Origin of the sequence: Aromatoleum toluolicum, from assembly GCF_012911005.2 — a bacterium.
GTDB lineage: Bacteria > Pseudomonadota > Gammaproteobacteria > Burkholderiales > Rhodocyclaceae > Aromatoleum > Aromatoleum toluolicum.
The window spans coordinates 73,730-96,573 of the sequence record NZ_WTVS01000015.1; the positions used below are offsets into that span (position 1 = coordinate 73,730).

At 64.1% G+C, this 22,844-nt stretch carries 17 protein-coding genes; 10 read left to right on the forward strand and 7 right to left on the reverse strand.

Going from position 1 to position 22,844, the window contains the following annotated elements:
- Positions 1–99: 99 nt before the first annotated feature.
- Positions 100–426: a hypothetical protein gene (locus GPA27_RS09215; protein WP_169139758.1), complete on the reverse strand. Its 327-nt coding sequence runs from the start codon at positions 424–426 to the stop codon at positions 100–102.
- A gap of 349 nt (positions 427–775) precedes the next feature.
- Here GPA27_RS09215 and GPA27_RS09220 point away from each other — a divergent pair, with 349 nt between their 5' ends.
- Positions 776–2,995: a UvrD-helicase domain-containing protein gene (locus tag GPA27_RS09220; protein ID WP_169139760.1), complete on the forward strand. Its 2,220-nt coding sequence runs from the start codon at positions 776–778 to the stop codon at positions 2,993–2,995.
- Between the two features lie 50 nt (positions 2,996–3,045).
- On the opposite strand, the gene GPA27_RS09225 is transcribed toward GPA27_RS09220, so the two are convergent.
- A complete protein-coding gene (locus GPA27_RS09225) occupies positions 3,046–3,825 on the reverse strand; it encodes a ParA family protein (RefSeq protein WP_169139762.1) in 780 nt (259 codons plus the stop codon).
- A gap of 384 nt (positions 3,826–4,209) precedes the next feature.
- On the opposite strand from GPA27_RS09225, the gene GPA27_RS09230 reads away from it, so the two are divergent.
- The 5 genes from GPA27_RS09230 (at position 4,210) to dnaE (ending at position 11,790) form a co-directional block, all read left to right on the forward strand.
- Positions 4,210–6,513: an NADP-dependent malic enzyme gene (locus GPA27_RS09230; RefSeq protein WP_169139764.1), complete on the forward strand. Its 2,304-nt coding sequence runs from the start codon at positions 4,210–4,212 to the stop codon at positions 6,511–6,513.
- 72 nt (positions 6,514–6,585) lie between these two features.
- On the forward strand, positions 6,586–6,786 hold the full coding sequence (locus GPA27_RS09235) for a DUF2905 domain-containing protein (protein ID WP_169139766.1): 201 nt from the start codon (positions 6,586–6,588) through the stop codon (positions 6,784–6,786).
- Between the two features lie 46 nt (positions 6,787–6,832).
- Positions 6,833–7,807, forward strand: a complete 975-nt coding sequence (locus GPA27_RS09240) for a quinone oxidoreductase family protein (RefSeq protein WP_169139768.1) — start codon at positions 6,833–6,835, stop codon at positions 7,805–7,807.
- A 14-nt stretch (positions 7,808–7,821) separates the two neighbouring features.
- Positions 7,822–8,211: a hypothetical protein gene (locus GPA27_RS09245; protein ID WP_211164904.1), complete on the forward strand. Its 390-nt coding sequence runs from the start codon at positions 7,822–7,824 to the stop codon at positions 8,209–8,211.
- An 84-nt stretch (positions 8,212–8,295) separates the two neighbouring features.
- Complete coding sequence (gene dnaE / locus GPA27_RS09250) at positions 8,296–11,790, forward strand: DNA polymerase III subunit alpha (protein WP_169139770.1); 3,495 nt, start codon at positions 8,296–8,298, stop codon at positions 11,788–11,790.
- A gap of 65 nt (positions 11,791–11,855) precedes the next feature.
- Here the strand turns inward: dnaE and GPA27_RS09255 are convergent, their stop codons facing one another.
- Positions 11,856–12,455 carry a peroxiredoxin gene (locus GPA27_RS09255; protein WP_076602710.1) on the reverse strand — a complete coding sequence of 200 codons (600 nt, stop codon included), beginning with the start codon at positions 12,453–12,455 and terminating at the stop codon, positions 11,856–11,858.
- A 255-nt stretch (positions 12,456–12,710) separates the two neighbouring features.
- On the opposite strand from GPA27_RS09255, the gene GPA27_RS09260 reads away from it, so the two are divergent.
- From GPA27_RS09260 to GPA27_RS09275, 4 genes are all read left to right on the forward strand, one after another.
- Positions 12,711–14,339, forward strand: coding sequence for a methyl-accepting chemotaxis protein (locus GPA27_RS09260; RefSeq protein ID WP_169139772.1), 1,629 nt, complete (start codon positions 12,711–12,713; stop codon positions 14,337–14,339).
- Between the two features lie 121 nt (positions 14,340–14,460).
- A complete protein-coding gene (locus GPA27_RS09265) occupies positions 14,461–14,790 on the forward strand; it encodes a c-type cytochrome (protein ID WP_169139774.1) in 330 nt (109 codons plus the stop codon).
- 184 nt (positions 14,791–14,974) lie between these two features.
- Positions 14,975–15,913, forward strand: a complete 939-nt coding sequence (locus GPA27_RS09270; protein WP_246261008.1) for a DmsE family decaheme c-type cytochrome — start codon at positions 14,975–14,977, stop codon at positions 15,911–15,913.
- Between the two features lie 16 nt (positions 15,914–15,929).
- Positions 15,930–17,972, forward strand: a complete 2,043-nt coding sequence (locus GPA27_RS09275; protein ID WP_169139776.1) for an MtrB/PioB family decaheme-associated outer membrane protein — start codon at positions 15,930–15,932, stop codon at positions 17,970–17,972.
- Positions 17,973–18,042: 70 nt separating this feature from the next.
- Here the strand turns inward: GPA27_RS09275 and GPA27_RS09280 are convergent, their stop codons facing one another.
- The 4 genes from GPA27_RS09280 to GPA27_RS09295 all read right to left on the reverse strand — a co-directional run.
- Positions 18,043–18,333, reverse strand: coding sequence for an acylphosphatase (locus GPA27_RS09280; protein WP_169139778.1), 291 nt, complete (start codon positions 18,331–18,333; stop codon positions 18,043–18,045).
- Positions 18,326–20,017, reverse strand: coding sequence for a SulP family inorganic anion transporter (locus GPA27_RS09285; protein WP_169139794.1), 1,692 nt, complete (start codon positions 20,015–20,017; stop codon positions 18,326–18,328). Before GPA27_RS09285 ends, GPA27_RS09280 begins: the two co-directional genes overlap by 8 nt.
- Positions 20,018–20,148: 131 nt before the next feature.
- Positions 20,149–22,299 carry a methionine--tRNA ligase gene (metG, locus tag GPA27_RS09290; protein WP_169139786.1) on the reverse strand — a complete coding sequence of 717 codons (2,151 nt, stop codon included), beginning with the start codon at positions 22,297–22,299 and terminating at the stop codon, positions 20,149–20,151.
- Between the two features lie 78 nt (positions 22,300–22,377).
- Positions 22,378–22,844: OmpA family protein (locus tag GPA27_RS09295; RefSeq protein ID WP_373322745.1), on the reverse strand; the 467-nt coding region annotated here is incomplete at its 5' end.

Genomic DNA, 22,844 nt, shown 5'->3' on the forward strand with positions numbered 1-22,844 from the left:
GCAAAAAAAAGCATCCGGAGGGAGCCGGATGCTTAATCTCCTTTGCAGAGGAGAGGGAGGAAGACGGTGTCGCGGCGTCGGCCGCGGAGGTTCGGGCGGTCAGGCGGCCTTGCGCGGCGCGGCGGACTGACGCTGCCAGTTGGCGGAGAAGACGGAGACCATGTCTTCCATCGCTGTCAGCGGCAGGCGCCAGAGGCGGTTCTGGCTGCGCACGATCGGCGTCACGCGCGGCGCGCAGAAGGTGGCGCGCTCGCCTTCGAGCAGGCGCTGGAAGGCGCTCATCGCTTCGCCCCAGTATTCCGAATTGCCCACCCACCCGGTTGCCGCGGTCGCCTCGCGCACGGCCTGGTGCCAGAGCACTGTGGCCCGCTCGATGGTCACGCCGGCCTTGCGGGCATACCAGGGCAGTAGTTTCGGGGTTTTCATGGTCGGGTTCTCCTGGTGGCCATCGTTGGCCGGTTCTTGCGTCGCGCGGATCGGCCTCTTGAGCCGGCCGTGTAGGGCGCGGTTAGTGCGATGCAGCATCGAAATTGGTTGCAATTTTCTTCGGTTCGGAGCGGCGATTCCTTGATATTTCTCAATGAATTGCTGCTCTGCACCATTCAAAAGTACGCCGATCGCTATATGGTTTCAACTGTATGTTGCATTGCCGCAACGGTTTGCGTGTTCAACTGGATTGACTTCAGGCTGCGTCCCGGTCGGTCCGCGGGCGACGATCCGGGACGAAACAAGATGCCGCTCCCGGGTAGAATCGCGGCCTGACCAGGAAGCCCGCATGTCCGATCTGCTCGCCAATCTCAATCCCGAACAACTCCAGGCCGTCACCCTCCCGCCTCAGCATGCGCTGATTCTTGCGGGTGCCGGCTCGGGCAAGACCCGCGTCCTCACAACCCGCATCGCGTGGCTGGTGCAAACCGGCCAGGTCGATCCGCAGGGCGTCCTCGCGGTGACCTTCACGAACAAGGCGGCGAAGGAGCTGCTGGCCCGCCTGTCGGCGCTGCTGCCGTTGTCCTTCGGCCATTCCGCACGCGGAATGTGGATCGGCACCTTTCACGGGCTGTGCAACCGCCTGCTGCGCGCGCACCACCGTGACGCCGGTTTGCCGCAGCTGTTCCAGATCCTTGATTCCGGCGATCAGCTCGCCGCGATCAAGCGCCTGCTGAAGGCGCTCAACGTCGATGACGAGAAGTTTCCACCGCGCGAACTGCAACATTTCATCAATGCCCAGAAAGAAGCCGGTCTGCGTCCGCATGCCGTCGAAGCCTGGGACGACTACACCCGACGCCGGGTGGAGCTTTTCGCGGAGTATGAGGCGCAATGCCAGCGCGAGTCTGTTGTGGATTTTGCGGAGTTGCTGCTGCGCACCTATGAGTTGCTGGAGCGCAACGAACCGATCCGACGTCACTATCAGCGTCGATTCCGTCACATCCTGGTGGACGAGTTCCAGGACACGAACCGCCTGCAGTACCGCTGGCTGAAGCTGCTCGCCGATGACGGGCGTGAAGGCGGGGCCTGCCTGTTCTGCGTGGGCGACGACGACCAGTCGATCTACCGCTTTCGCGGCGCGGAAGTCGGCAACATGCGCGACTTCGAGCGCGAATTCCGGGTCGCCAACGTGATCCGGCTGGAACAGAACTACCGCTCGCACGGCAACATCCTCGACGCGGCGAACGCGATCATCCGCCACAACACCGCCCGGCTGGGCAAGAACCTGTGGACCGAGCGCGGTGCGGGCGAACCGATTCGCGTGTTCGAGGCTTATGCGGACATGGACGAGGCGCGCTGGATCGTCGAGGAGATCCAGTCGCTGGTGCGCGACGGCATGAGCCGGTCGGACGTCGCGTTGCTCTATCGTTCGAATGCGCAATCGCGCGTGCTCGAGCATCAGTTGTTTTCGGCGGGAATTCCCTATCGCGTCTATGGCGGGCTGCGCTTCTTCGAGCGTCAGGAGATCAAGCACGCGCTGGCCTACCTGCGCCTGATCGCCAATCCGGACGACGACACGGCATTCAGCCGCGTCGTGAATTTTCCGACGCGCGGCATCGGTGCGCGTTCCCTCGAAGCGCTGCAGGATGCGGCGCGCACCTGGAACGCGAGCCTGTACTCGACGGTTCCGCACCTTTCGGGCAAGCCGGGGACGGTGCTGGCGCAGTTCGTGCGCCTCGTCGAGGACCTGCGCCGCGACACGTCCCGCCTGCCGCTTCCCGAGCTCGTGGACCACGTGCTCGACGCGAGCGGCCTGCGTGACTTCTATCGCAGCGAGAAGGAAGGGCAGGAGCGGCTGGAGAACCTCGACGAACTCATCAACGCGGCGGCGAACTTTCTCGGCGAGTCAGGCGCGGATGCCGAGGCGCTCGCGCAGCCGCATGCGCTGCTGGCCGATTTTCTCGCCCACGCGTCGCTCGAGGCGGGTGACCATCAGGCCGACGCCGGCAGCGACGCGGTGCAGCTGATGACGGTGCATTCGTCGAAGGGGCTGGAGTTCGACGTGGTCTTCCTCTCGGGGCTTGAAGAAGGTCTATTTCCCCACGAGAACAGCGTGCTCGAGAACGAGGGCCTGGAGGAGGAGCGGCGTCTGATGTATGTCGCGGTGACGCGGGCGCGCGAGCGGCTGTATCTGAGTTTTGCGCAGAGCCGCATGCTGCACGGCCAGACGCGCTACAACCTGCGCTCGCGCTTCCTCGAGGAAATTCCGGAAGGTCTGGTGAAATGGCTTTCGCCGCCCAGCCCGCGCAGCATGGGCGCGCGCAGCGGTGCGGGGATGCGCGTCGAGCCCGCGCGCTCGGGATTCGTGTCCAAGTCGGTGCAGGCGTCTCCGCGAAGCCAGGATCTTGGCGGCCTGCGGGTCGGCCAGCTGGTGAGCCATGCGAAGTTCGGCCAGGGGGTGATCGTCGCGGCCGAGGGCAGTGGCGCCGATGCGCGGGTGCAGATCAATTTCGGCTCGGCCGGCATCAAGTGGCTGATGCTGGCGGTGGCGAAGCTCAGTCCCGCATGACGTGATGTGCGCGCCCCCCGCCTCGACGCGGGGCGCGGATCGTGCCGGACTCAGGCCCCGTAGGCGCGCGCGAGCCGGTCGTGAAGGGCGACGTATTCCAGCGCGAGCTTGTGCTTCGGGTCGAGATGGATCATCGGGCGCGACTGTTCGTGCGATTCCTTGATCTTCACCGATGCCGAGAGATAGGGGGCCAGCACCGGCAAGCCCTCGTCGATCAGCTCCTGCACGACCTTCTGCGGCAGACCGGCGCGGGCCTGGAACTGGTTCACGACGATACCTTCGACCGACAGGTCGCGGTTGTGATCGGCACGGATCTCCTGGACATTCTCGAGGAGGGCGTACAGCGCGCGCCGCGAGAACTCGTCGCAGTCGAAGGGGATCAGGCAGCTGTCCGCGGCAATCAGCGCCGAACGGGTGTAGAAGTTCAGCGCGGGCGGGGTGTCGATGTAGATGACGTCGTAGTCATCGGCAAGCTCGGCGAGCGCGTCGCGCAGCTTGTAGATCTTGTAGCGCGACTCGAGCTTGCTCTGGAGGTCTTCGAGGCCCGGGTGCGATGGCATCACGTCGAGGTTGGGGAAGGGGCTCGCGACGATGAACTCCTCGATCTTCTTCGGGTTGAGCTTGAAATTGAGCGTCTGGTCGAAGAAGTCAGCGAGCGTGGTCTCGAGGTTTTCCCCGGAAATGCCGAGCACGTACTGGGTCGAGTTCCCCTGCGGGTCGAGGTCCACCACCAGCGTGCGTTTGCCCTGATGGGCACTGATCGCTGCGAGGTTGCAGGTAATGGTCGACTTGCCGACACCGCCCTTCTGATTGAACACCACGCGTCGCATCTTGGATTCCCTTATCGAGTCGGGTGAGATTGTGCCAAAAAATGTCGGTCGGGATACGGTTTCCGGGGGCGTTGCAGGCCAATTGTCCGCGTTTCGGCGATCATCGGGTTTACCCGTACAGGGCCACTGCCCAAGCCCATGGACCTGCGCTACACTTGCGCCTCGCCGAGCGTGGTGCCGGTGCGGCGTCGATGCCGCACCCGCGCGAGAGCTCCGCTGTCCGATCTGTGCGATTGCTCCCGGCTCCGGGAGCCCCGGACGGAAGATGCCGGGCAGTTGCGGATGATCGCAATTGGCGAGACGCCCGAACGGGCGTAGGTTTATCGCCGCGCAGGAAGAACACCACAGGAATAACACATCTCACCGACCCGGAGAGGGAGAACAATGGATCAGGATTTCATCGCAGCGGCACTCGAATATCATCGTGCGCCGACGCGCGGCAAGATTTCGGTCGTTCCGACCAAGAGCCTTACGAATCAGCGCGATCTGGCGCTGGCCTATTCGCCCGGCGTCGCTGCGGCGTGCGACGCGATCGTCGAGGACCCGGCGAACGCGCGCGAATACACCTCGCGCGGCAACCTCGTGGCGGTCGTCACCAACGGTACGGCGGTGCTCGGTCTGGGCAACATCGGTCCGCTCGCCTCGAAGCCGGTCATGGAAGGCAAGGGCTGCCTGTTCAAGAAATTCGCCGGCATCGACGTGTTCGACATCGAACTGGCCGAGAACGACCCCGACAAGCTGATCGAGATCATCGCCGCACTCGAGCCCACGCTCGGCGGCATCAACCTCGAAGACATCAAGGCGCCCGAGTGCTTCTATATCGAGAAGAAGCTGCGTGAGCGCATGAAGATTCCGGTCTTCCACGATGACCAGCACGGTACCGCGATCATCTCCACGGCCGGCCTCATTAACGGCCTGAAGGTCATCGGCAAGGACATCGCGAAGGTCAAGCTCGTGTGTTCCGGCGCCGGCGCCGCCGCGATTGCGTGCCTGGACCTGATGGTTGCGCTCGGTCTCAAGCGCGAGAACGTCTACGTCTGCGACTCGAAGGGCGTGATCTACGTCGGGCGTGAAGAGAACATGGAGGCCAACAAGGCCCGCTACGCTCAACAGACCGATGCGCGCACGCTCGCCGATGTCATGGTCGGTGCGGACGTGTTCCTCGGGCTGTCCACGGCTGGTGTGCTGAAGCCGGAAATGGTCGCTTCGATGGCCGACAAGCCGCTGATTTTCGCGCTGGCGAACCCGAACCCCGAAATCCTGCCGGAAGATGCGAAGAAGGCGCGTCCGGACTGCATCATCGCCACCGGCCGTTCGGATTACCCGAACCAGGTGAACAACGTCCTGTGCTTCCCGTTCATCTTCCGCGGTGCGCTCGACGTCGGCGCGACGACGATCAACGAGGAGATGAAGCTCGCCTGCGTGCGTGCGATCGCGGAACTTGCCCAAGCCGAGCAGAGCGACATCGTGGCCTCCGCCTATGGCGGCGCCGACCTGCGCTTCGGCCCCGAGTACATCATCCCGAAGCCCTTCGACCCGCGCCTGATCGTCAAGATCGCGCCGGCCGTTGCGAAGGCCGCGATGGACTCGGGTGTCGCGACCAAGCCGATCGACGACCTGGCCGCCTACGCCGCGAGCCTGTCGGACTTCGTGTATCAGTCCGGCATCGTCATGAAACCCGTGTTCGCCGCAGCGAAGCGCGTGCCGGCCGAGTTCAAGCGCGTGCTGTACTCTGAGGGCGAGGACGAGCGTGTCCTGCACGCTGCGCGCGTCGTCATCGAGGAAAACCTCGCCCGTCCGATCCTCATCGGCCGCCCGAGCGTCATCGAGATGCGCATCCAGAAGATCGGCCTCAACCTCGTTCCGGGCCGTGACTTCGACATCATCAATCCGGAATCGGACCCGCGCTACAAGGAGCTGTGGCAGGAATACCACCGCATGATGTGTCGCAATGGCGTCACGCCGGAGCTGGCGAAGGCCAAGATGCGCCGCGACACGACGCTCATCGGCTGCATGGTCCTGCGCCGTGGCGACGCGGACGCGCTGGTGTGCGGCACCTTCGGCTCCTACGACTACCACTTCAAGCAGGTCGAGGACGTGATCGGCCTCAAGCCGGGTGCGAAGCTCTTCGCGGCGATGAGCCTGCTGCTGCTGCCCAAGCGCACGCTGGCGATCACCGACCCATACGTGAACGAGAATCCGAATGCAGAGGAGGTTGCCGAGATCGCGCGCATGGCCGCCGAGGAGCTGCGCCGCTTCGGCATCGAGCCGCGCGTCGCGCTGGTGTCGCACTCCAACTTCGGCAGTTCGAACTCCGCCTCTGCACGCAAGATGCGCCAAGCGGCGGCGATCCTGCGCGAAGCGGCCCCCGGCCTCGAGTGCGACGGCGAGATGCATGGTGATTCGGCGCTGTCGCCGGAGATCCGCGCCAAGGCCAACGCCGAATCGACGCTGGTCGGCGAGGCCAACCTGGTCGTGATGCCGAACATCGACGCTGCCAACATCTCCTTCAACATGATGAAGATGGCCAACAGCGACGGCGTTTCGATCGGCCCGATGCTGCTGGGCGCGCGCCTGCCGGTGCACATCCTGACGCCTTCGGCGACAGTACGTCGTCTGGTGAACATTACCGCCGTGTCGGTGGTCGACGCCTACGAGCAGCGCGTGCAGTCGGGCGCAGCGGTGTAGACGTCAAGAACTGCGCAGTCGGGATTCGGATCCCGACCGCGCATACTTTCCGGGGAGGCCGGGGACTCGATCATGCAAAGACTGCTGATCATCCTCGGCCTTTTCGTTCCCGCCGCCGGGCTGTTCTGGCCCTGGCTCGCCAGGATTCCGTTCGGTCGTCTGCCGGGCGACATCCACATCCAGCGCGACGGTTTCGATTTCTTCTTCCCGATCACGACGGGTCTGCTCGTCTCGGTCGTCCTGAGTCTGCTTATCTGGCTGTTCAGGCGTTAACAGGGTTTACAATCCACGTAACATTTCGGGAAGAAGGGACTTTGACATGACTCACGCGATTCGCTTCCATCAGACCGGTGGTCCCGAAGTGCTCCGGTGGGAAGCTGTCGATGTCGGCGCGCCCGCCGCGGGCGAGGTGACCGTCCGTCATCACGCCATCGGTCTGAACTATATCGATACCTATCATCGCAGCGGCCTGTATCCGGTGCCGCTGCCCTCCGGCCTGGGGCTGGAAGGCGCGGGCGTGGTCGAGGCGGTGGGCGAGGGCGTCACCGAGGTCGTGCCGGGGGATCGGGTGGCCTACGCGGGCGGCCCGCTCGGAGCGTATGCCGAGTCGCGCAAGCTGCCCGCGCATCGCGTGGTGAAGCTGCCCGCAGCGATTTCGTTCGAGCAGGGCGCGGCGATGATGCTGCAGGGACTCACGGCGCAATACCTGCTGCGCCGCACCTACCGGGTCCAGCCGGGCGATACGGTGCTGATTCATGCCGCAGCGGGCGGTGTCGGCCTGATCGCGTGCCAGTGGGCGAAGGCGCTGGGTGCGACCGTGATCGGCACGGTCGGATCCGACGCAAAGGCCGAGCTGGCGCGCGCCCACGGGTGCGACCATCCGATCGTATACACGCGTGAGAACTTCACCGAACGCGTGCGCGAGATCACCGGTGGCGCGGGCGTGCCCGTCGTGTATGACTCGATCGGCAAGGACACCTTCATGGACTCGCTGCGCTGCCTGCGCCCGCTGGGCATGATGGTGCTGTTCGGTGCGGCGTCCGGGCCGGTGCCGCCGTTCGATCTCAATCTGCTCAACACGCTGGGCTCGCTCTACGTCACACGTCCCGGCATCGCGGCGTACACCGCGAAGCGCGAGGATCTCGTGGCGATGGCAAACGAGCTCTTCGACGTGGTCGACTCGGGCGCGGTGAGGATCGAGATCAATCAGCGTTACGCCCTGAAGGATGCCGCCCAGGCGCACCGCGACCTCGAGGCGCGTCGCACCACCGGTTCGACGATCCTGTTGCCCTGAGCGGTGGGAGACCCATGACGCACAAATCCGGTTCACTGCGGCGGGCATGCGTCGCGATCTCGATCCTGCTGGCACTGCCGCTCGCGCCCTCGGTCATGGCACAGTCCGGGCCGACCTCCGCGATGGATCCTGCGCGCACGGCATCGCTGTCGGCGGCAAGTCGCCGCATCGAAGATCACTTCGTTGCCGAGGTCGCGCGCATCACGGGTACGACGCCGGCCCGCGTGCGTCGGGCGATGCCTGACGAGCGGCGCATCACGTCCGCTGCATCGCGCCTGATCTCGGCCCTGGAGCTCGATTTGGGCGCGCCGCTTACGCCCGAGCAGCGGGCTGAGATCCTCGAAGCGGACCAGTCGCGCAAGCTCTCCCTGATGAAGGCGCGCGAGGCGGCAGGCGGGCGCTGAATGCGTGCGGCTGCCTGTCGGACCGACGGCAGCGGCGGCCGAATTGGCGCTTGGGGGAGGTGGGCGATCGGGTAAAATTCGCCGATGACTGCCTCTCACGAACCCCGCTTCATCCACCTCCGCCTGCATACCGAGTATTCGATCTCCGACGGCATCGTCCAGATCGACCAGGCGATCGCCCGCGCGGCCGCCGACAGCATGCCGGCACTGGGGATTTCCGATCTCGCCAACCTGTTTGGCATGGTCAAGTTCTACAAGGGCGCACGCGGGAAGGGCATGAAGCCCATCATCGGCGTAGATGCCTGGATCACCAACGACACCGATCGCGACAAGCCCTTCCGCGCGCTGCTGATCTGCAAGAACCGCAAGGGCTACGGGCAGATGTGCGAGCTGCTGACCCGCGCCTTCCTCGACAACAAGTACCGCGGGCGTGCCGAAATTCGCCGCGACTGGTTCGCCGACGGCGCCGCTTCCGACCTGCTGTGCCTGTCCGGTGCACGCGAGGGGGAAGTGGGACAGGCACTGGCGAACGGCAATGTCGAAATTGCCGATCGGGTCGCCGCCGAATGGGCCGCATTATTTCCGGATGCCTTCTACATCGAGCTGCAGCGCGCAGGGCATGCTGGCGCGGAGGGGTACGTGCGTCAGGCCGTGCAACTGGCCGGCAGGCTGGGGTTGCCGGTGGTGGCGACCCACCCCGTGCAATTCCTCAAGCGCGAGGATTTCAAGGCCCACGAGGCGCGCGTATGCATCGCGCAAGGTTATGTGCTGGCCGACAAGCGTCGCCCGCGCGATTACACCGAGGAGCAGTACCTCAAGAGCCAGGACGAGATGTGCGAGTTGTTCGCCGACATCCCGGAGGCACTCGAGAACTCCGTCGAGATCGCGCGCCGCTGCTCGCTGACGGTGCAGCTGGGCAAGAACTTCCTGCCGCAGTTCCCGACGCCCGAGGGGATGACGCTTGACGACTTCCTCGTCGCCGAGGCCAAGGCCGGCCTCGAAGTGCGCCTGCAGGAGCTGTATCCGGACGAGGCCGAGCGCGAGCGCCAGCGTCCGACCTACGAGGCGCGGCTCAAGTTCGAGACCGACACCATCATCCAGATGGGTTTTCCCGGCTACTTCCTGATCGTTGCGGACTTCATCAACTGGGGCAAGCAGAACGGCGTGCCGGTCGGCCCGGGGCGGGGCTCGGGCGCGGGTTCGCTGGTCGCGTACAGCCTGCGCGTCACCGACCTCGACCCGCTCGCCTACGCGCTGCTGTTCGAGCGCTTCCTGAACCCCGAGCGGGTGTCGATGCCCGACTTCGACATCGACTTCTGCCAGGACAACCGCTACCGCGTCATTGAATACGTGCGCGAGCGCTACGGCAAGGATGCGGTCAGCCAGATCGCAACCTTCGGCACGATGGCTTCGAAGGCCGTCGTGCGCGACGTCGGCCGCGTGCTGGACCTGCCATACGGCCTGTGCGACCGACTCTCGAAATTGATCCCGATCGAAGGCGCGAAGCCCGTCTCGCTGGCGAAGGCCTACGAGATGGAGTCGCAGATCGGCGAGATGATGAAGGACGGCAACGACGGCGAGTCGGTGCAGGAGTTGTGGAGCCTCGCCGAGCCGCTTGAAGGCTTGAGCCGAAACGTCGGCATGCATGCCGGCGGCGTGCTGATCGCGCCGGGCAAGCTCACCGACTTCTGCCCGCTCTACATCGCCGACGGCGACGATGCGACGCCGGTGTCACAATTCGACAAGGACGACGTGGAGGCCGTCGGCCTCGTGAAATTCGACTTCCTCGGCCTGCGCAACCTCACCATCATCGAACTCGCGGTCGAGTACGTCGAGCGCCTCACAGGCACCAAGCCCGACCTGGCCGCGCTGCCCTTCACCGACCCCGCCGCCTACCAGATCCTGAAAGACGCGAACACCACCGCGATCTTCCAGGTCGAATCCGACGGGATGAAGAAGCTCCTCAAGAAGCTCGCGCCCGACCGCTTCGAGGACATCATCGCGGTGCTTGCGCTCTACCGTCCGGGCCCGCTCGGCTCGGGCATGGTGGACGACTTCATCCTGCGCAAGAAGGGGCAGCAGGAGATCGACTACTTCCATCCCGACCTCAAGCCCTGCCTCGAGCCGACCTACGGCGTGATCGTGTATCAGGAACAGGTGATGCAGATCTCGCAGATCATCGGCGGCTACACGCTCGGTGGTGCCGACATGCTGCGCCGCGCGATGGGCAAGAAGAAGGCCGACGAGATGGCCAAGCACCGCGAGACCATCGCGGCCGGCGCCAAGCAGAAGGGCTACGATCCGGCCCTTGCCGAGCAGCTTTTCGACCTGATGACGAAGTTTGCGGAGTACGGCTTCAACAAGTCGCACACCGCTGCCTACGCGGTCGTCACCTACCACACGGCGTGGCTCAAGGCGCATCACTGCGCGGCCTTCATGGCTGCGACGATGTCGGCGGACCTCGACAACACGGACACGATCAAGATCTTCTTCGAGGACTCGCTCGCCAACGGCCTGACGATCCTGCCTCCCGATGTGAACCAGTCGGACTACCGTTTCGTTCCGACCGACCGCAAGACGATCCGCTATGGTCTCGGTGCGGTGAAGGGTGTCGGCGAGCCGGCCGTGCGCTCCATCCTCGACGCGCGCAAGAAAGATGGACCGTACAAGGATCTGTTCGATTTCTGCGCGCGTGTAGATCGGCGCATGGTCAACCGGCGCGTGATCGAGGCGCTGATCCGTTCGGGCGCATTCGATACCGTCGCGCCCGGCGGCACCGCAGACCGCGCCCGCCTGCTCGCCACCGTCGGATTGGCGATGGAGGCCGCCGAGCAGGCTGCGGCGAACGCGATGCAGGGCGGCCTGTTCGATCTTGTGCCGGAAGCGGCAGGCGCGGCACCGCAATACGCGAATGTGCGCGCATGGACGGAACGCGAGCGGCTGAAGGAAGAGAAGACCGCGATCGGCTTCTTCCTTTCGGGTCATCCCTTCAACAGCTTCCGCGAGGAGGTGCGACGCTTCATCCGGCGCCCGCTGTCGCAGCTCGAGCCGTCGCGCGATCTCGCGATGCTGGCGGGGGTGGTGATGGACGTGCGCACGAAGATGACGAACCGCGGCAAGATGGCCTTTGTCGTGCTCGACGACGGCTCTCAGGTGCGCGAGGTGTCGGTCTTCTCCGAAGTCTTCGACGCGAATCGCACCAAGATCGTCACCGACGAAGTGCTGGTGGTCGAAGGCAAGGTCAGCAACGACGACTTCACGGGCGGGCTGCGTATCGTCGCAGACAAGCTGCTGTCGCTCGGCGAAGCGCGTTCGCGCTTTGCCCGGGCGCTACAGATCAGCGTGAATGGCGAAGTGAAGAGCGCGGGCGGGGCCGCCGCAGCGGCGGACAAACTCGAAACGTTGCTCGCGCCGTTCCGCGACGGGGTCTGTCCGATATCGTTGCGCTATCGCAATGCCCAGGCCGAGGCGGAGCTCCCGCTCGGTGCGGCGTGGCGCGTGCGTCTCGACGACGCGCTGCTCGACAGCCTGCGCGAGTGGCTGCCACCCGAATCGGTCGAGATCCTGTATCCGAACTGAGGCAGGATGAAAAAAGGCCGCGGCCCGTGAGGGCGCGGCCTTTCGGCTGATCCGGCAGAGACCGGTCAGAGTTCCTTGGCGTGCTCGGCCAGGTACTCGGCGACACCGGAGGTGCTGGCCTTCATGCCGGCCTTGCCCTTGTTCCAGCCGGCCGGGCAGACTTCGCCGTGCTCTTCGGTGAACTGCAGCGCATCGACCATGCGGATCATCTCGTCGATGTTGCGACCCAGCGGCAGGTCGTTCACGACCTGGTGGCGCACGACGCCGTTCTTGTCGATCAGGAAGGAGCCGCGGAAGGCAACGCCGCCTTCGGCTTCGACGTCATAGGCGCGGCAGATCTCGTGCTTCACGTCGGCGACGAGCGTGTATTGCACCTGACCGATGCCGCCGTTGTTGACCGGGGTGTTCTTCCACGCGAGGTGGGTGAACTGGCTGTCGATCGACACGCCCAGCACCTCGACGCCGCGCTTCTTGAACTCGTCCAGACGGTGATCGAAGGCGATCAGCTCCGACGGGCACACGAAGGTGAAGTCCAGGGGGTAGAAAAACACGACGGCATACTTGCCCTTCGTGACCTGCGAGAACGTGATGTTCGTGATTTCGTTGTTGCCGAGCACCGCGCTGGCGGTGAAATCCGGGGCCTTCTTGCCGACGAGGACTGCCATGTTAGTCGTCTCCTGAGTGGGTGAATGACCAAGGATTATGTTGCCACGATTTGGAAAGTTCCAATTGCCTTTTGCAGGGTCGAGCGATAGAAGTTTTCTATCGGCAGCTTTCGAGGAATTGGCGGCGTTTTTTCCCTGATTTCGATCATTGTTAAACTTTGTTTCTGCTTTACCGTAATACCTACGTATAAGTGAGACGCGCGTCCGCGGATGACCCCGTGCACGTGCAGGAAGCAGAACCAGGACAACGCAGCCATGATGCAACGACTGAAGAACTCGCCGATCTGGGTCCGCCTGATGATGGCGATCGGAATCCTCCTGATCGCCGTCGGTACGACCTTGGTTGTATGGGTGTCGGCGGAGCAGGAGAGCATGGCGATCAGCCAGTCCCACGACTTCGCCGAAACCATCAATCAGATGACGATGGCGACGCTGGTGTTCATGAAGAGCACCAAGACGATCAAGAAGCGTGCGATCTATCTCGACCAGGTGAAGAAATCGTCAGGACTTACGGACATGCGGGTCGTTCGGGCGGAGCCGGTCATCCATCAGTTCGGCGACGGCGACGAAGACGAAATGAACGTCGGGCCCGACGAAAAGGCGGCGATCGACAGCGCGAAGCCCTTCTTCGAGCTGCGCACCGACCCGGAGAAAGGGAAGATCCTGAAGGCGGTATTCCCGGCTATCAACCGCACCGACTATCTCGGCAAGGACTGCACCGAGTGTCATGACGAGTACCCCGAAGGAACCGTGCTGGGAGCAGTGACGATGGAGGTGTCGCTCAACCGCATGGATGCGGCGGTCTCGGCGGCACGTTCCAAGCTGATCGGTGGTTCGCTCGCGGCACTGGGCCTGATGATGGTCCTCATCTTCGTGTTCCTGCAGGCGGTGGTCGCGCGTCCGCTGGCCGAGCTCTCCAGCCGGCTGCGCGACATTTCGGAAGGCGAGGGCGATCTCACGCAGCGTCTGCCGGTGCGTGCCGCTGACGAAGTGGGCAAGGCTGCGGCTTATTTCAACAAGATGATGGAGAAACTGCAGGGCGTCATCCGCAACATTTCCTCATCGGCCGATCAAGTGTCGAGCGCCGCCTCGGATCTCCAGCGCGGGACGATCCAGATCCGCGCCGGGGCCGGCGAACAGTCCGAAAAATCCGCTTCGGCGGCGTCCGCCGTCGAGCAGATGGCAGCGAGCATCATGTCGGTTGCCCAGGCGAGCGGTGAGGTGCTCAAGGTCGCGCGCGACAGCCTGTCGCGCGCCGAGGCCGGCAATGCCGACGTGCTCGAACTCACGGGCAGGCTGTCCGATGTCGAAAGCGCAGTGAGCAAGATGACCCAGACCGTCGGCGATTTCATCCATAACACCGGTGCGATCTCGAGCCTGACCGCGCAAGTGAAGGAGATTGCCGACCAGACCAACCTGCTGGCGCTCAACGCCGCCATCGAAGCCGCCCGCGCCGGCGAACACGGCCGAGGTTTTGCAGTCGTCGCTGACGAAGTGCGCAAACTGGCGGAGAAGTCGACCCGCTCGGCAAGCGATATCGACGACGTTACGCACAAGCTCAACAGCGGTTCGGTCGGCGTACGTGAAGCGATCACGCAGGGTGCGAACGCGCTGGTGCTGATCCGCGAATCGATGTTGCGGGTGTCCGAGGCGTTGCGCAGCAACATGGAGTCGGCCGGCGGTGTCGCCGACGGAATGAACAGCATCGCCACGGCGACCGACGAACAGATGAAGGCGAGCACGCTGGCGGCCAGCAGCGTCGAGATGATTGCCGGGCTCGCACAGCAGACGAGCTCTTCGCTCGATGGCGTCGCGTGCGCGACGGTCAGCCTGGAAGCGTTGTCGGCGCAGTTGCGCGACGAGATCCGCCGGTTCCGCATTTAGCCCGTCTCGCTTGTAGTTTCCGCGCCACACGGGTGGTTGCCGGTACATAGTCCGAAAGGTATAAGAAACATTCTGCTACAAATGAGGCGAGCCAAATCCGGAGCCTCGCCAAGGAGTTGAAATGAAGCGTCTTTTTGTTGTCGCCATGGCCCTCGCGGCGAGTGCAGCGAGCCTGCCGGCTGCCGCGCTCGATGCCGCCGCCGCCGATGCGCTGGTTCGCAAGAGCAAGTGCCTGACCTGTCACGCCGTCGATAAGAAGAAGGACGGCCCCTCGTTCAAGGAAACTGCCGGCAAGTACAAGGGCAAGCCCGAGGCGATGGAGAAGCTCACCAAGCACGTCACGGTGCCGAGCAAGGTCAAGGTCGAGGGCAAGGAAGAAGACCACGAGACGCTGAAGACCGAGGATCCGGCGGCGGTCAAGAACGTCGTCGAATGGATCCTTTCGCTTTGAAACGAATCCGGCGCGAAGCGGCTCCCGGCTGATTACAACAGGAGGCGGGACTTTTTCCGGCGCTGCTCACTGGCAGGCCCGGAAAGCGGTACCCGCGGCCGCGGTTCGCTTTGCGCCGTTTGATGCTGGGGCGAGGACAGGGTGTCGTCGCCTCGGTGCATGCAGTACCAAAGGGGAGAAGTTGATGAGCAAGCAAGCAGGAGGCATCCGCAAGTGGATGCTGGCGTTGCTGGCCGGTGCAGCATTGATCGGTCATGCATATGCCGCAAAGGACATTGTCCAGGTTGGCGACGCGGTGTGTACGCGCTGTCACGACGAAGGGGAGGCCAAGCCGGTCCTGTCGATCGGACAGACCCGCCACGGCACCATGGCGGACAAGAGTGCCGGAACCTGTACCGCGTGCCACGGCGAGAGCCCGACGCACGTGAGCAAGCCGTCCGACGTGACGGAGCGCCCGAAACCCACCGTCAATTTCGGGCCGAAGTCCTCGACGCCGATCGAGGAGCGCAATCAGGTCTGTCTGAACTGCCACCAGGGCGGCCAGCGCACGCATTGGCAGACCGGTGCGCATGCAGCTGCGAACATGGAGTGCACGTCCTGCCACAAGATCCACTCGCAGGAGGATCCGGTCCGCGATCGCCAGACCCAGCCCGATGTCTGCTTCAGTTGCCACAAGGAGCAGCGCGCGCAGGTGATGCGCCCGAACCACCATCCGATCCCCGAGCGCAAGGTCGTGTGCGTCGATTGTCACAACCCGCACGGTTCGGCCGGTCCGAAGCTGATGCAGCGCGACAGCGTCGTCGCCACCTGCTACACGTGCCACATGGAAAAGCGCGGTCCCTTCGTGCGCAGCCACCAGCCGGTGACGGAAGACTGCACGATCTGCCACACGCCGCATGGCAGCGTGAATGACAACCTGCTCAAGCAGCGTGCGCCATTCCTGTGTCAGCAGTGTCATGAGCCGAGCGGCGTGAGCCACCAGGGCAAGATCGCGAATACCGGCCGGGTCGCAGCGGATAACCGCTACACGCTGGGTCGTGGTTGCCTGAATTGCCACACCAACATCCACGGCTCGAACAATCCGCTCGACGACACCAGCAATGGCCGTGCCTTGCAGCGCTGATGGGGAGGGAATGAACATGCGAAACATCAATAAAGTTCGTGCCATCAGCCTGAGCGTCATCGCCGCATCGCTCACGGCGGCCTTTGGCTCCGCACATGCGGAGAACGACGTCGTCCAGCGCCTGATTCGGCCGGAAAGCTCGGTAAGCGTCGGGCTCGGCTATCTGACCGAGGATGCTGCCCGTTTTGGTCAATACTCCGGTCTGCGCGATACCGGCGCCTACGCCATCGCCGACGTCCACTTGATCAACCGCGATGATGCGACCGGGCGCTGGCTGCGCTTCGACGGACGCAATCTTGGCCTCGACAATCGCAGCCTGCGCTTCGAGCATTCCGTGCAGGGAGCGTGGAGGTATTTCCTCGACTACGACCAGACGCCGCGCTATTCGCAGTACGAGGTCAGGACCGGCCTGCAGGGAATCGGTCACGATTTCCAGAGGGTGAATGGCGTTCCGATGCGCGAGAAGCGCCTGCACACCGACCGCGAGGCGATCAGCTTCGGTGGCCAGTATGCGTTGGGCACCGGCTGGGATGTGCGACTGAAGCTCAAGCAGGATACGAAGCACGGCGATCGCCTGTATGGCGGTTACCCGGTGAACCAGAAGCATATCTTCCTGGCCGAGCCGATCGACCATACGATGCGCCAGATTGATCTCGTGCTTGGTTACGCCGACCCACGCCTTCAGCTTTCGGCCGGCTACTACGGTTCCTTCTTCGAGAACGGCGACTCGGCCCTGCGCCTGGCGACGAATCCAGCAGGTACGCAGATCACGAACCTCGGCACCGCGCGTTTCGACCGGCTCGCCCTGGCGCCAGACAACTACGCGCACCAGTTCTATCTGGACGGTGGTTACACCTTCACGCCGACCACGCGTGCGAACTTCAAGATCGCGAAGTCGTTCGCGTATCAGGACGATTCGTTCGTCGAACGTTCGGTGCGGCAGCCGCGCGTGAATAGCCTCGATGGAAAACTCGAGACCACGCTGGTCCAGTTTGGCCTCAGCGCACGTCCGCTGCAGAAGCTCTCGCTCGTCGCGGACTGGCGTTACGAAAAACGCGACGACCGAACGACGCAACGGCGCTATTTCGACCCGGCTGCCTCGAGAACCTTCAACGGGTTCAACGAAACGCGCGATTACGAGGTCAACACCGGCAAGCTCGAGGCTCGGTACATGTTGCCGGCCGGTTTCAAGCTGACCGGCGGTATCGACTACGATGAGAAGACGCGCGATGTCTATGACGTGCGCCTCGCCTCGGCCCGCAAGCGCACCGAGGAACTCGGCTATCGCGTCGAAGTATCGCGCTCCCTGTCCGCTACCGTGAACGGATCCGTCAGCGTGATCCAGAGCGAACGTTCGGGATCGCAGATTCTTCAGGAAACCTCCACGGCAACCTCGTACTACGCCGTGCCATATCACCTTGCGGATCGTGATCGCGAGAAGGTTCGGCTGCGTCTCGACTGGATGCCGGCTGAGGTCTTGTCGTTCCAGCTTACGGCCGACGCGTTCGAGGATGACTACAAGGACGGTGGTTACGGGATCGACAAGGGGCGGGGAAGTTTCTGGTCGGTTGACGGAACTTGGGTCTTCGCCACGGATTGGGATGTGCACGGCTGGGCATCGCGCGAATACTCGCGTCAGGTCAATCAGACTCGTGGCGCCGGCAACGCCGATTGGCTAGCCAATCTGCAGGTCCAGACCGAGGCGTTTGGTGTCGGAGTGCAAGGCAAGGTCGGAACCCGCTGGAAGCTCGGTGGGGACGTCTCCTACTCGCACAACCTGAACAAGTATGGGCTGCAGGGCGCCAGCATCACGCCGGCAATGGCCATCGACGACGTGAAGTTCACGGTTACGACGCTCAAGCTGTTTGCCGAGTACGAAATGCGTAAGGATCTGTCGCTGCGCTTCGACGCGGTGCATGACCAGTGGAGCACGAACGACTGGCAATGGGCGAACTTCATCTATACGTCGGCGGCACCCAGCGACGGTACGACACTGTCGCAGGACGAGACGCAGGAAACGACCTTCGTGGGTGTGACGATGCGTTACAAGTGGCGTTAAGCGCACCTGACTGAGTGCGGAGCCCATCCGGTCGCAAGATCGGGTGGGCTTTCCTTTTTTTAACGGCCCCTTACAGGGTCGGCAGCATCAGGAATCCGGTCTGCTCCGGTCGCTCCGCCGGACCCACGGCGATGCTTTCCACCCGGGCCTGGGACGGGCCGCGGTGAGCCCATCGTACAAAGTGCTCGACCGCAACGGCAGAGCCCGCCACCACCGCCTCGACGCGGCCGTCTGCGCGATTCCTCACCCAGCCGCACAGGCCCAGACGTTCGGCCTCCGCGCGGGCGCTTGCGCGGAAGGCAACGCCCTGAACGAGCCCCTGAATCATCAGGTGACGCACGACATAATCGGTTTCATGCATAGGACACCTCCGCGTTCCGGCTCCCGCAGCGCTGCGCGCGCAGCAGCGCGTCGGTGATGTTGCCGGCGAGATTTTCGCTTCCGATTGTTTCGCCGAACCCCGATCGTTGGACGATCGAGGCCGGCTGCGCGTTCAGGTCGCACAGGATCAGTTGCGTGCCGCGCTTGTCCAGCGCACGGTGCAACGCCTGCAGCATGTCCAGGCCGGTGGTGTCGATGTTGATGACCTTCTCCATGTCGAGGATCAACGCGTCAGGATGTCCGTCCTGCAGCAGCATCAGATTCTCGAGCTTGTTCGCCGCGCCGAAGAACAGGCTGCCGAACACCCGGTAGGCGAGGATGCGGGGGGTGCCGTCGGGTCGCGAAAGGGCCTCGACGCCGTAATAGTCCTCCAGCGCGATGCGCTCGACACGCGTGAGGTCCGACATGCGGTAGATGAAGAACAGGCTCGCCAGCACCATCCCGAGCTCCACTGCCAGCGTGAGGTCGAATACGACCGTCACGAAAAAGGTGCCGAGCAGGATGACGCGGTACTGCCGCGAGTAGCGCGTGAGGTCTTTCCATGCGAACGCGTGCCATTCGCCCATGTTCACCGACACGACAACCACGATCGCGGAAAGCGTCGCCAGCGGAATATGGCTCGCGAGCGGGGCGAGCGCCAGCACCACGGCGAGCAGCACGAGCGCGTGGATAATGCCGGCGACCGGAGTGTGTCCGCCGGACCGGATATTCGTCGCCGTACGCGCGATCGCACCGGTAGCGGCAAAACCGCCGACGAGCGGGGCGGCTACGTTTGCGATGCCCTGCGCCATCAGTTCCTGGTTCGGGTCGTGCCGGTCGTCGATCTGGTTGTCCGCGACGCGGGCCGACAACAGCGACTCGATCGCACCGAGCAGGGCGATCGTCAGGGCCGGTGCGATGAGCTTTCCGAGCGTGCCCAGTGACAGCGCCGGCAGGCCGAAATCGGGCACCTGCTGCGGGATGCCGCCGAAGCGGCTGCCGATGGTATCGACGGGAAGCTGGATGATTGCATTGATCGCGGTGGCGATCAGCAGAACCGCGAGCGGCCCCGGCAGCCGCCGCATCCACGCCACACGAGTCGCCGCGCGGTTCCAGGTCAACAGCACCGTGAGCGAGACCACGGACACGGCGAGCGTCGGCAGCTGGATGGTGTGGGCGGCGCCGAGCAGCGCCTCCATCTTGCCGAAGAATTCGCCGGGCATCTTCTCGATCGACAGCCCGAGGAAGTCCTTGATCTGCGAGATGAAGATGACGACCGCGATGCCGTTGGTGAAGCCGATCACGACCGACACCGGGATGAAGCGGATCATATTGCCGAGGCGGAACGCGCCCATGGCGAACAGCATGACGCCCGACATCATCGTGGCGATGAGCAGGTTCTGTACGCCGTAATCGACGACGATGGCGTAGATGATCGGGATGAAGGCCCCGGTCGGACCGCCGATCTGGACTTTCGAGCCGCCGAGCGCCGAAATCAGGAAGCCGGCCACGATGGCGGTCCAGATGCCGGCCGTGGGACTCATCCCGCTGGCGATTGCGAAGGCCATCGCCAGCGGGAGGGCGAGCACACCGACGGTGATGCCGGCGGAAAGATCCTGGCCGAAATGACCCCGCCCGTAGCCGGGCAGGGTGTCAAACAGTTTGGGGCGAAAACTGATCACGATACCTCCTCGATTCCTCTGTATGCCGTTGCTGACCCGTGATGCTGGTGCAGTACCAGCATCCGGGTGCCGTGCGTTGCCACACGATCCAGCGTTTCGAGGGAGTGAGGGGCATCGGGCTGCGGCCCTGTCGCTTACTTGACGCGCATCCCCGCAGTGGCGCCGGCATCCGGCGAAAGGATGTAAAGCCCGCCGGTCTTGCCATCCGGATCGGACGCGGCGAGCACCATGCCCTCGCTCATGCCGAACTTCATCTTGCGCGGCGCGAGGTTGGCGACCATCACCGTCATCCGACCGACCAGCGATGCCGGATCGTAGGCCGACTTGATGCCGGCGAACACCTGGCGCGGCTTGTCCTCGCCGATGTCGAGTTGCAGGCGGATCAGCTTGTCGGCACCTTCGACATGCTCGGCGGCGACGATCTTCGCGATGCGCAGGTCGACTTTCGTGAAGTCGTCGATCGAAATATGTGGCGAGGCCGTTTCAGCGGTCTGGGCCGCGTGCTGCTGCTTCTCCGCGTGGCGCTGCTGAGACGATGCCGCCTTCGTATCGGGGGCCGCAGCGGGTGCTGCCGGGGCGAGCGAGTCGCGATTGGCTTCGAGCAGGGCATCGATCTGCTTGCGTTCGACGCGGGTCATCAGGTGGGCGTACACGTTAACAACGTGTCCCGCCGGCAGGGGCTGCCATTCGCCCTGCCACCCTAGCGGGGCGATCGCCAGGAAGATCTCGACCTTGGCTGCCAATGCCGGCAATACCGGCTTCAGGTACAGGGTGAGGTCGCGGAACAGCGTCAGCGCTGTGCTGCACACGACATGCAACTCACCTTCGCGGCCTTCCTGCTTCGCAAGTTCCCACGGCTTCCGGTCATTCACGTACTGGTTCGCGAGGTCCGCGAGATGCATGATCTCGCGCAACGCGCGGCCGTAGTCACGTTCCTCGTAGGCCTGTGCAATCGTGCCGGCCGCGTAGGCCTCCTTGAACGCAGCCGTCGCTGCAGCGTCGGTCGCCGCGAGCTTGCCCTCGAAGCGTTTCGTGATGAAACCCGCGCAGCGGCTGGCGATGTTCACGTACTTGCCGACGAGGTCCGAATTGACCTTCGCGATCAGGTCGTCGAGGTTCAGGTCGACGTCTTCCATCGTCCCGTTCGACTTCGTCGCGAAGTAATAGCGCAGCCATTCCGGGTTCAGGCCCTGGGTCACGTAGGAGTGCGCGGTGATGAAGGTGCCGCGGCTCTTGCTCATCTTCGCGCCGTCGACGGTCAGGAAACCGTTCACGCACAGTTGCGAGGGCGTGCGCAGGCCCGCGAACTGCAACATCGCCGGCCAGAACAGCGCGTGGAAGTAGAGGATGTCCTTGCCGATGAAGTGCACCATCTCGGTGCCCGCTGCGTCCGCACGCGCGGCGTCGACGAAGTCATCGACGACGATGTCGCCGCGCTTGTCCGCGAGGTTCCGGAAGCTCGCCAGGTAGCCGATCGGCGCGTCCAGCCAGACGTAGAAATACTTGCCCGGCGCCCCCGGGATCTCGAAGCCGAAGTAGGGGGCGTCACGCGAGATGTCCCAGTCGGACAGGGTGTTCTCGCCCTCCTGACCCTCCTCGCCGAGCCATTCCTTCATCTTGTTCGCGGCCTCCGCCTGCAGGCGGCGGGTGCCGGCGGCGTTGGTCCCGCGCGTCCATTCGCGCAGGAAGGCGACCGCGCGCGGATCCGACAGGCGGAAGAAGTAGTGTTCCGAAGTCTTGAGCACCGGCTTCGCGCCGGACACGGCCGAGTACGGATTCTTCAGTTCGGTCGGCGCATACGCCGCGCCGCACACCTCGCAGTTGTCCCCATACTGGTCGGCCGCGCCGCACTTCGGGCATTCGCCCTTGATGAAGCGGTCCGGCAGGAACATCTCCTTCACCGGGTCGTAGAACTGTTCGATCGAGCGCGTCTCGATCAGCTTTGCTGCCGTGAGCCGCTTGTACACGTCCTCGGCGTACGCGCGGTTCTCCGGGCTGTGCGTGCTGTGGTAGTTGTCGAACGCAACCCCGAACTCGGTGAAATCGCGCAGGTGTTCGCCATGCACGCGCCCGATCAGCATTTCGGGGGTGATCCCCTCCTTCTCCGCGCGCAACATGATCGGCGTGCCGTGCGTGTCGTCCGCGCACACGTAATGCACGGTGCTTCCCCGCATGCGCTGATAGCGCACCCAGATGTCGCCCTGGATGTATCCGACCAGATGGCCGAGGTGGATGTCGCCGTTGGCGTAGGGCAGGGCGTTCGTGACGAGGATCTTGCGGGACATGTGCGGAGTCAGGAATCGAAAACGGAAGTGTAACAAACGCGCCCCGCCATATTGCTCGGTCAGGGCGCGACCGGGGGGCTATCTGGCAAAGGGGCGGACGATCATTTCCACGCGGCGGTTCTTGGCGCGTCCGGCTTCGGTGCCGTTGTCGGCGAACGGCTCGGTCTCGCCGCGGCCGTCGGCCTGCAGGCGTGTCAGGGCGATGCCGCTCACGCGCAGGTATTCGACCACCGCCTCGGCGCGGCGGATCGACAGCTGCATGTTGTGCAGTTCGCTACCGGCGGCGTCGGTGTGGCCGATGACCAGGATCTCGGTTCCTGAGGCCTCGTTCAACGCCGTCGAGATGCGGTCGAGCGTCGCCTTGAGGCTGGGGCGAGGTTCGACGCCGTCGCGGGCGAAGGCCTCGGCGCCCGGAATCAACAGCTGCAGGCTGCCGTCGCTGCGCGTGATCACCGAGAGATCGCTGGCGCCGCTCAAGGAACGCGTAATCCGCGTCCGTTCCGCGCTCCAGTCGACCTTCGGCAGATTGCCGCTCGGTGCACGGG

Excerpts from the sequence above, each read along its gene's own strand:
- GPA27_RS09225 (WP_169139762.1), bottom strand. The coding sequence starts at position 3,825 with ATGCGACGCGTGGTGTTCAATCAGAAGGGCGGTGTCGGCAAGTCGACC.
- GPA27_RS09260 (WP_169139772.1), top strand. The coding sequence starts at position 12,711 with ATGATGCAACGACTGAAGAACTCGCCGATCTGGGTCCGCCTGATGATG.
- GPA27_RS09220 (WP_169139760.1), top strand. The coding sequence starts at position 776 with ATGTCCGATCTGCTCGCCAATCTCAATCCCGAACAACTCCAGGCCGTC.
- GPA27_RS09240 (WP_169139768.1), top strand. The coding sequence starts at position 6,833 with ATGACTCACGCGATTCGCTTCCATCAGACCGGTGGTCCCGAAGTGCTC.
- GPA27_RS09275 (WP_169139776.1), top strand. The coding sequence starts at position 15,930 with ATGCGAAACATCAATAAAGTTCGTGCCATCAGCCTGAGCGTCATCGCC.
- metG (WP_169139786.1), bottom strand. The coding sequence starts at position 22,299 with ATGTCCCGCAAGATCCTCGTCACGAACGCCCTGCCCTACGCCAACGGC.
- GPA27_RS09265 (WP_169139774.1), top strand. The coding sequence starts at position 14,461 with ATGAAGCGTCTTTTTGTTGTCGCCATGGCCCTCGCGGCGAGTGCAGCG.
- GPA27_RS09270 (WP_246261008.1), top strand. The coding sequence starts at position 14,975 with ATGAGCAAGCAAGCAGGAGGCATCCGCAAGTGGATGCTGGCGTTGCTG.
- dnaE (WP_169139770.1), top strand. The coding sequence starts at position 8,296 with ATGACTGCCTCTCACGAACCCCGCTTCATCCACCTCCGCCTGCATACC.
- GPA27_RS09255 (WP_076602710.1), bottom strand. The coding sequence starts at position 12,455 with ATGGCAGTCCTCGTCGGCAAGAAGGCCCCGGATTTCACCGCCAGCGCG.
- GPA27_RS09245 (WP_211164904.1), top strand. The coding sequence starts at position 7,822 with ATGACGCACAAATCCGGTTCACTGCGGCGGGCATGCGTCGCGATCTCG.
- GPA27_RS09215 (WP_169139758.1), bottom strand. The coding sequence starts at position 426 with ATGAAAACCCCGAAACTACTGCCCTGGTATGCCCGCAAGGCCGGCGTG.
- GPA27_RS09230 (WP_169139764.1), top strand. The coding sequence starts at position 4,210 with ATGGATCAGGATTTCATCGCAGCGGCACTCGAATATCATCGTGCGCCG.
- GPA27_RS09280 (WP_169139778.1), bottom strand. The coding sequence starts at position 18,333 with ATGCATGAAACCGATTATGTCGTGCGTCACCTGATGATTCAGGGGCTC.
- GPA27_RS09235 (WP_169139766.1), top strand. The coding sequence starts at position 6,586 with ATGCAAAGACTGCTGATCATCCTCGGCCTTTTCGTTCCCGCCGCCGGG.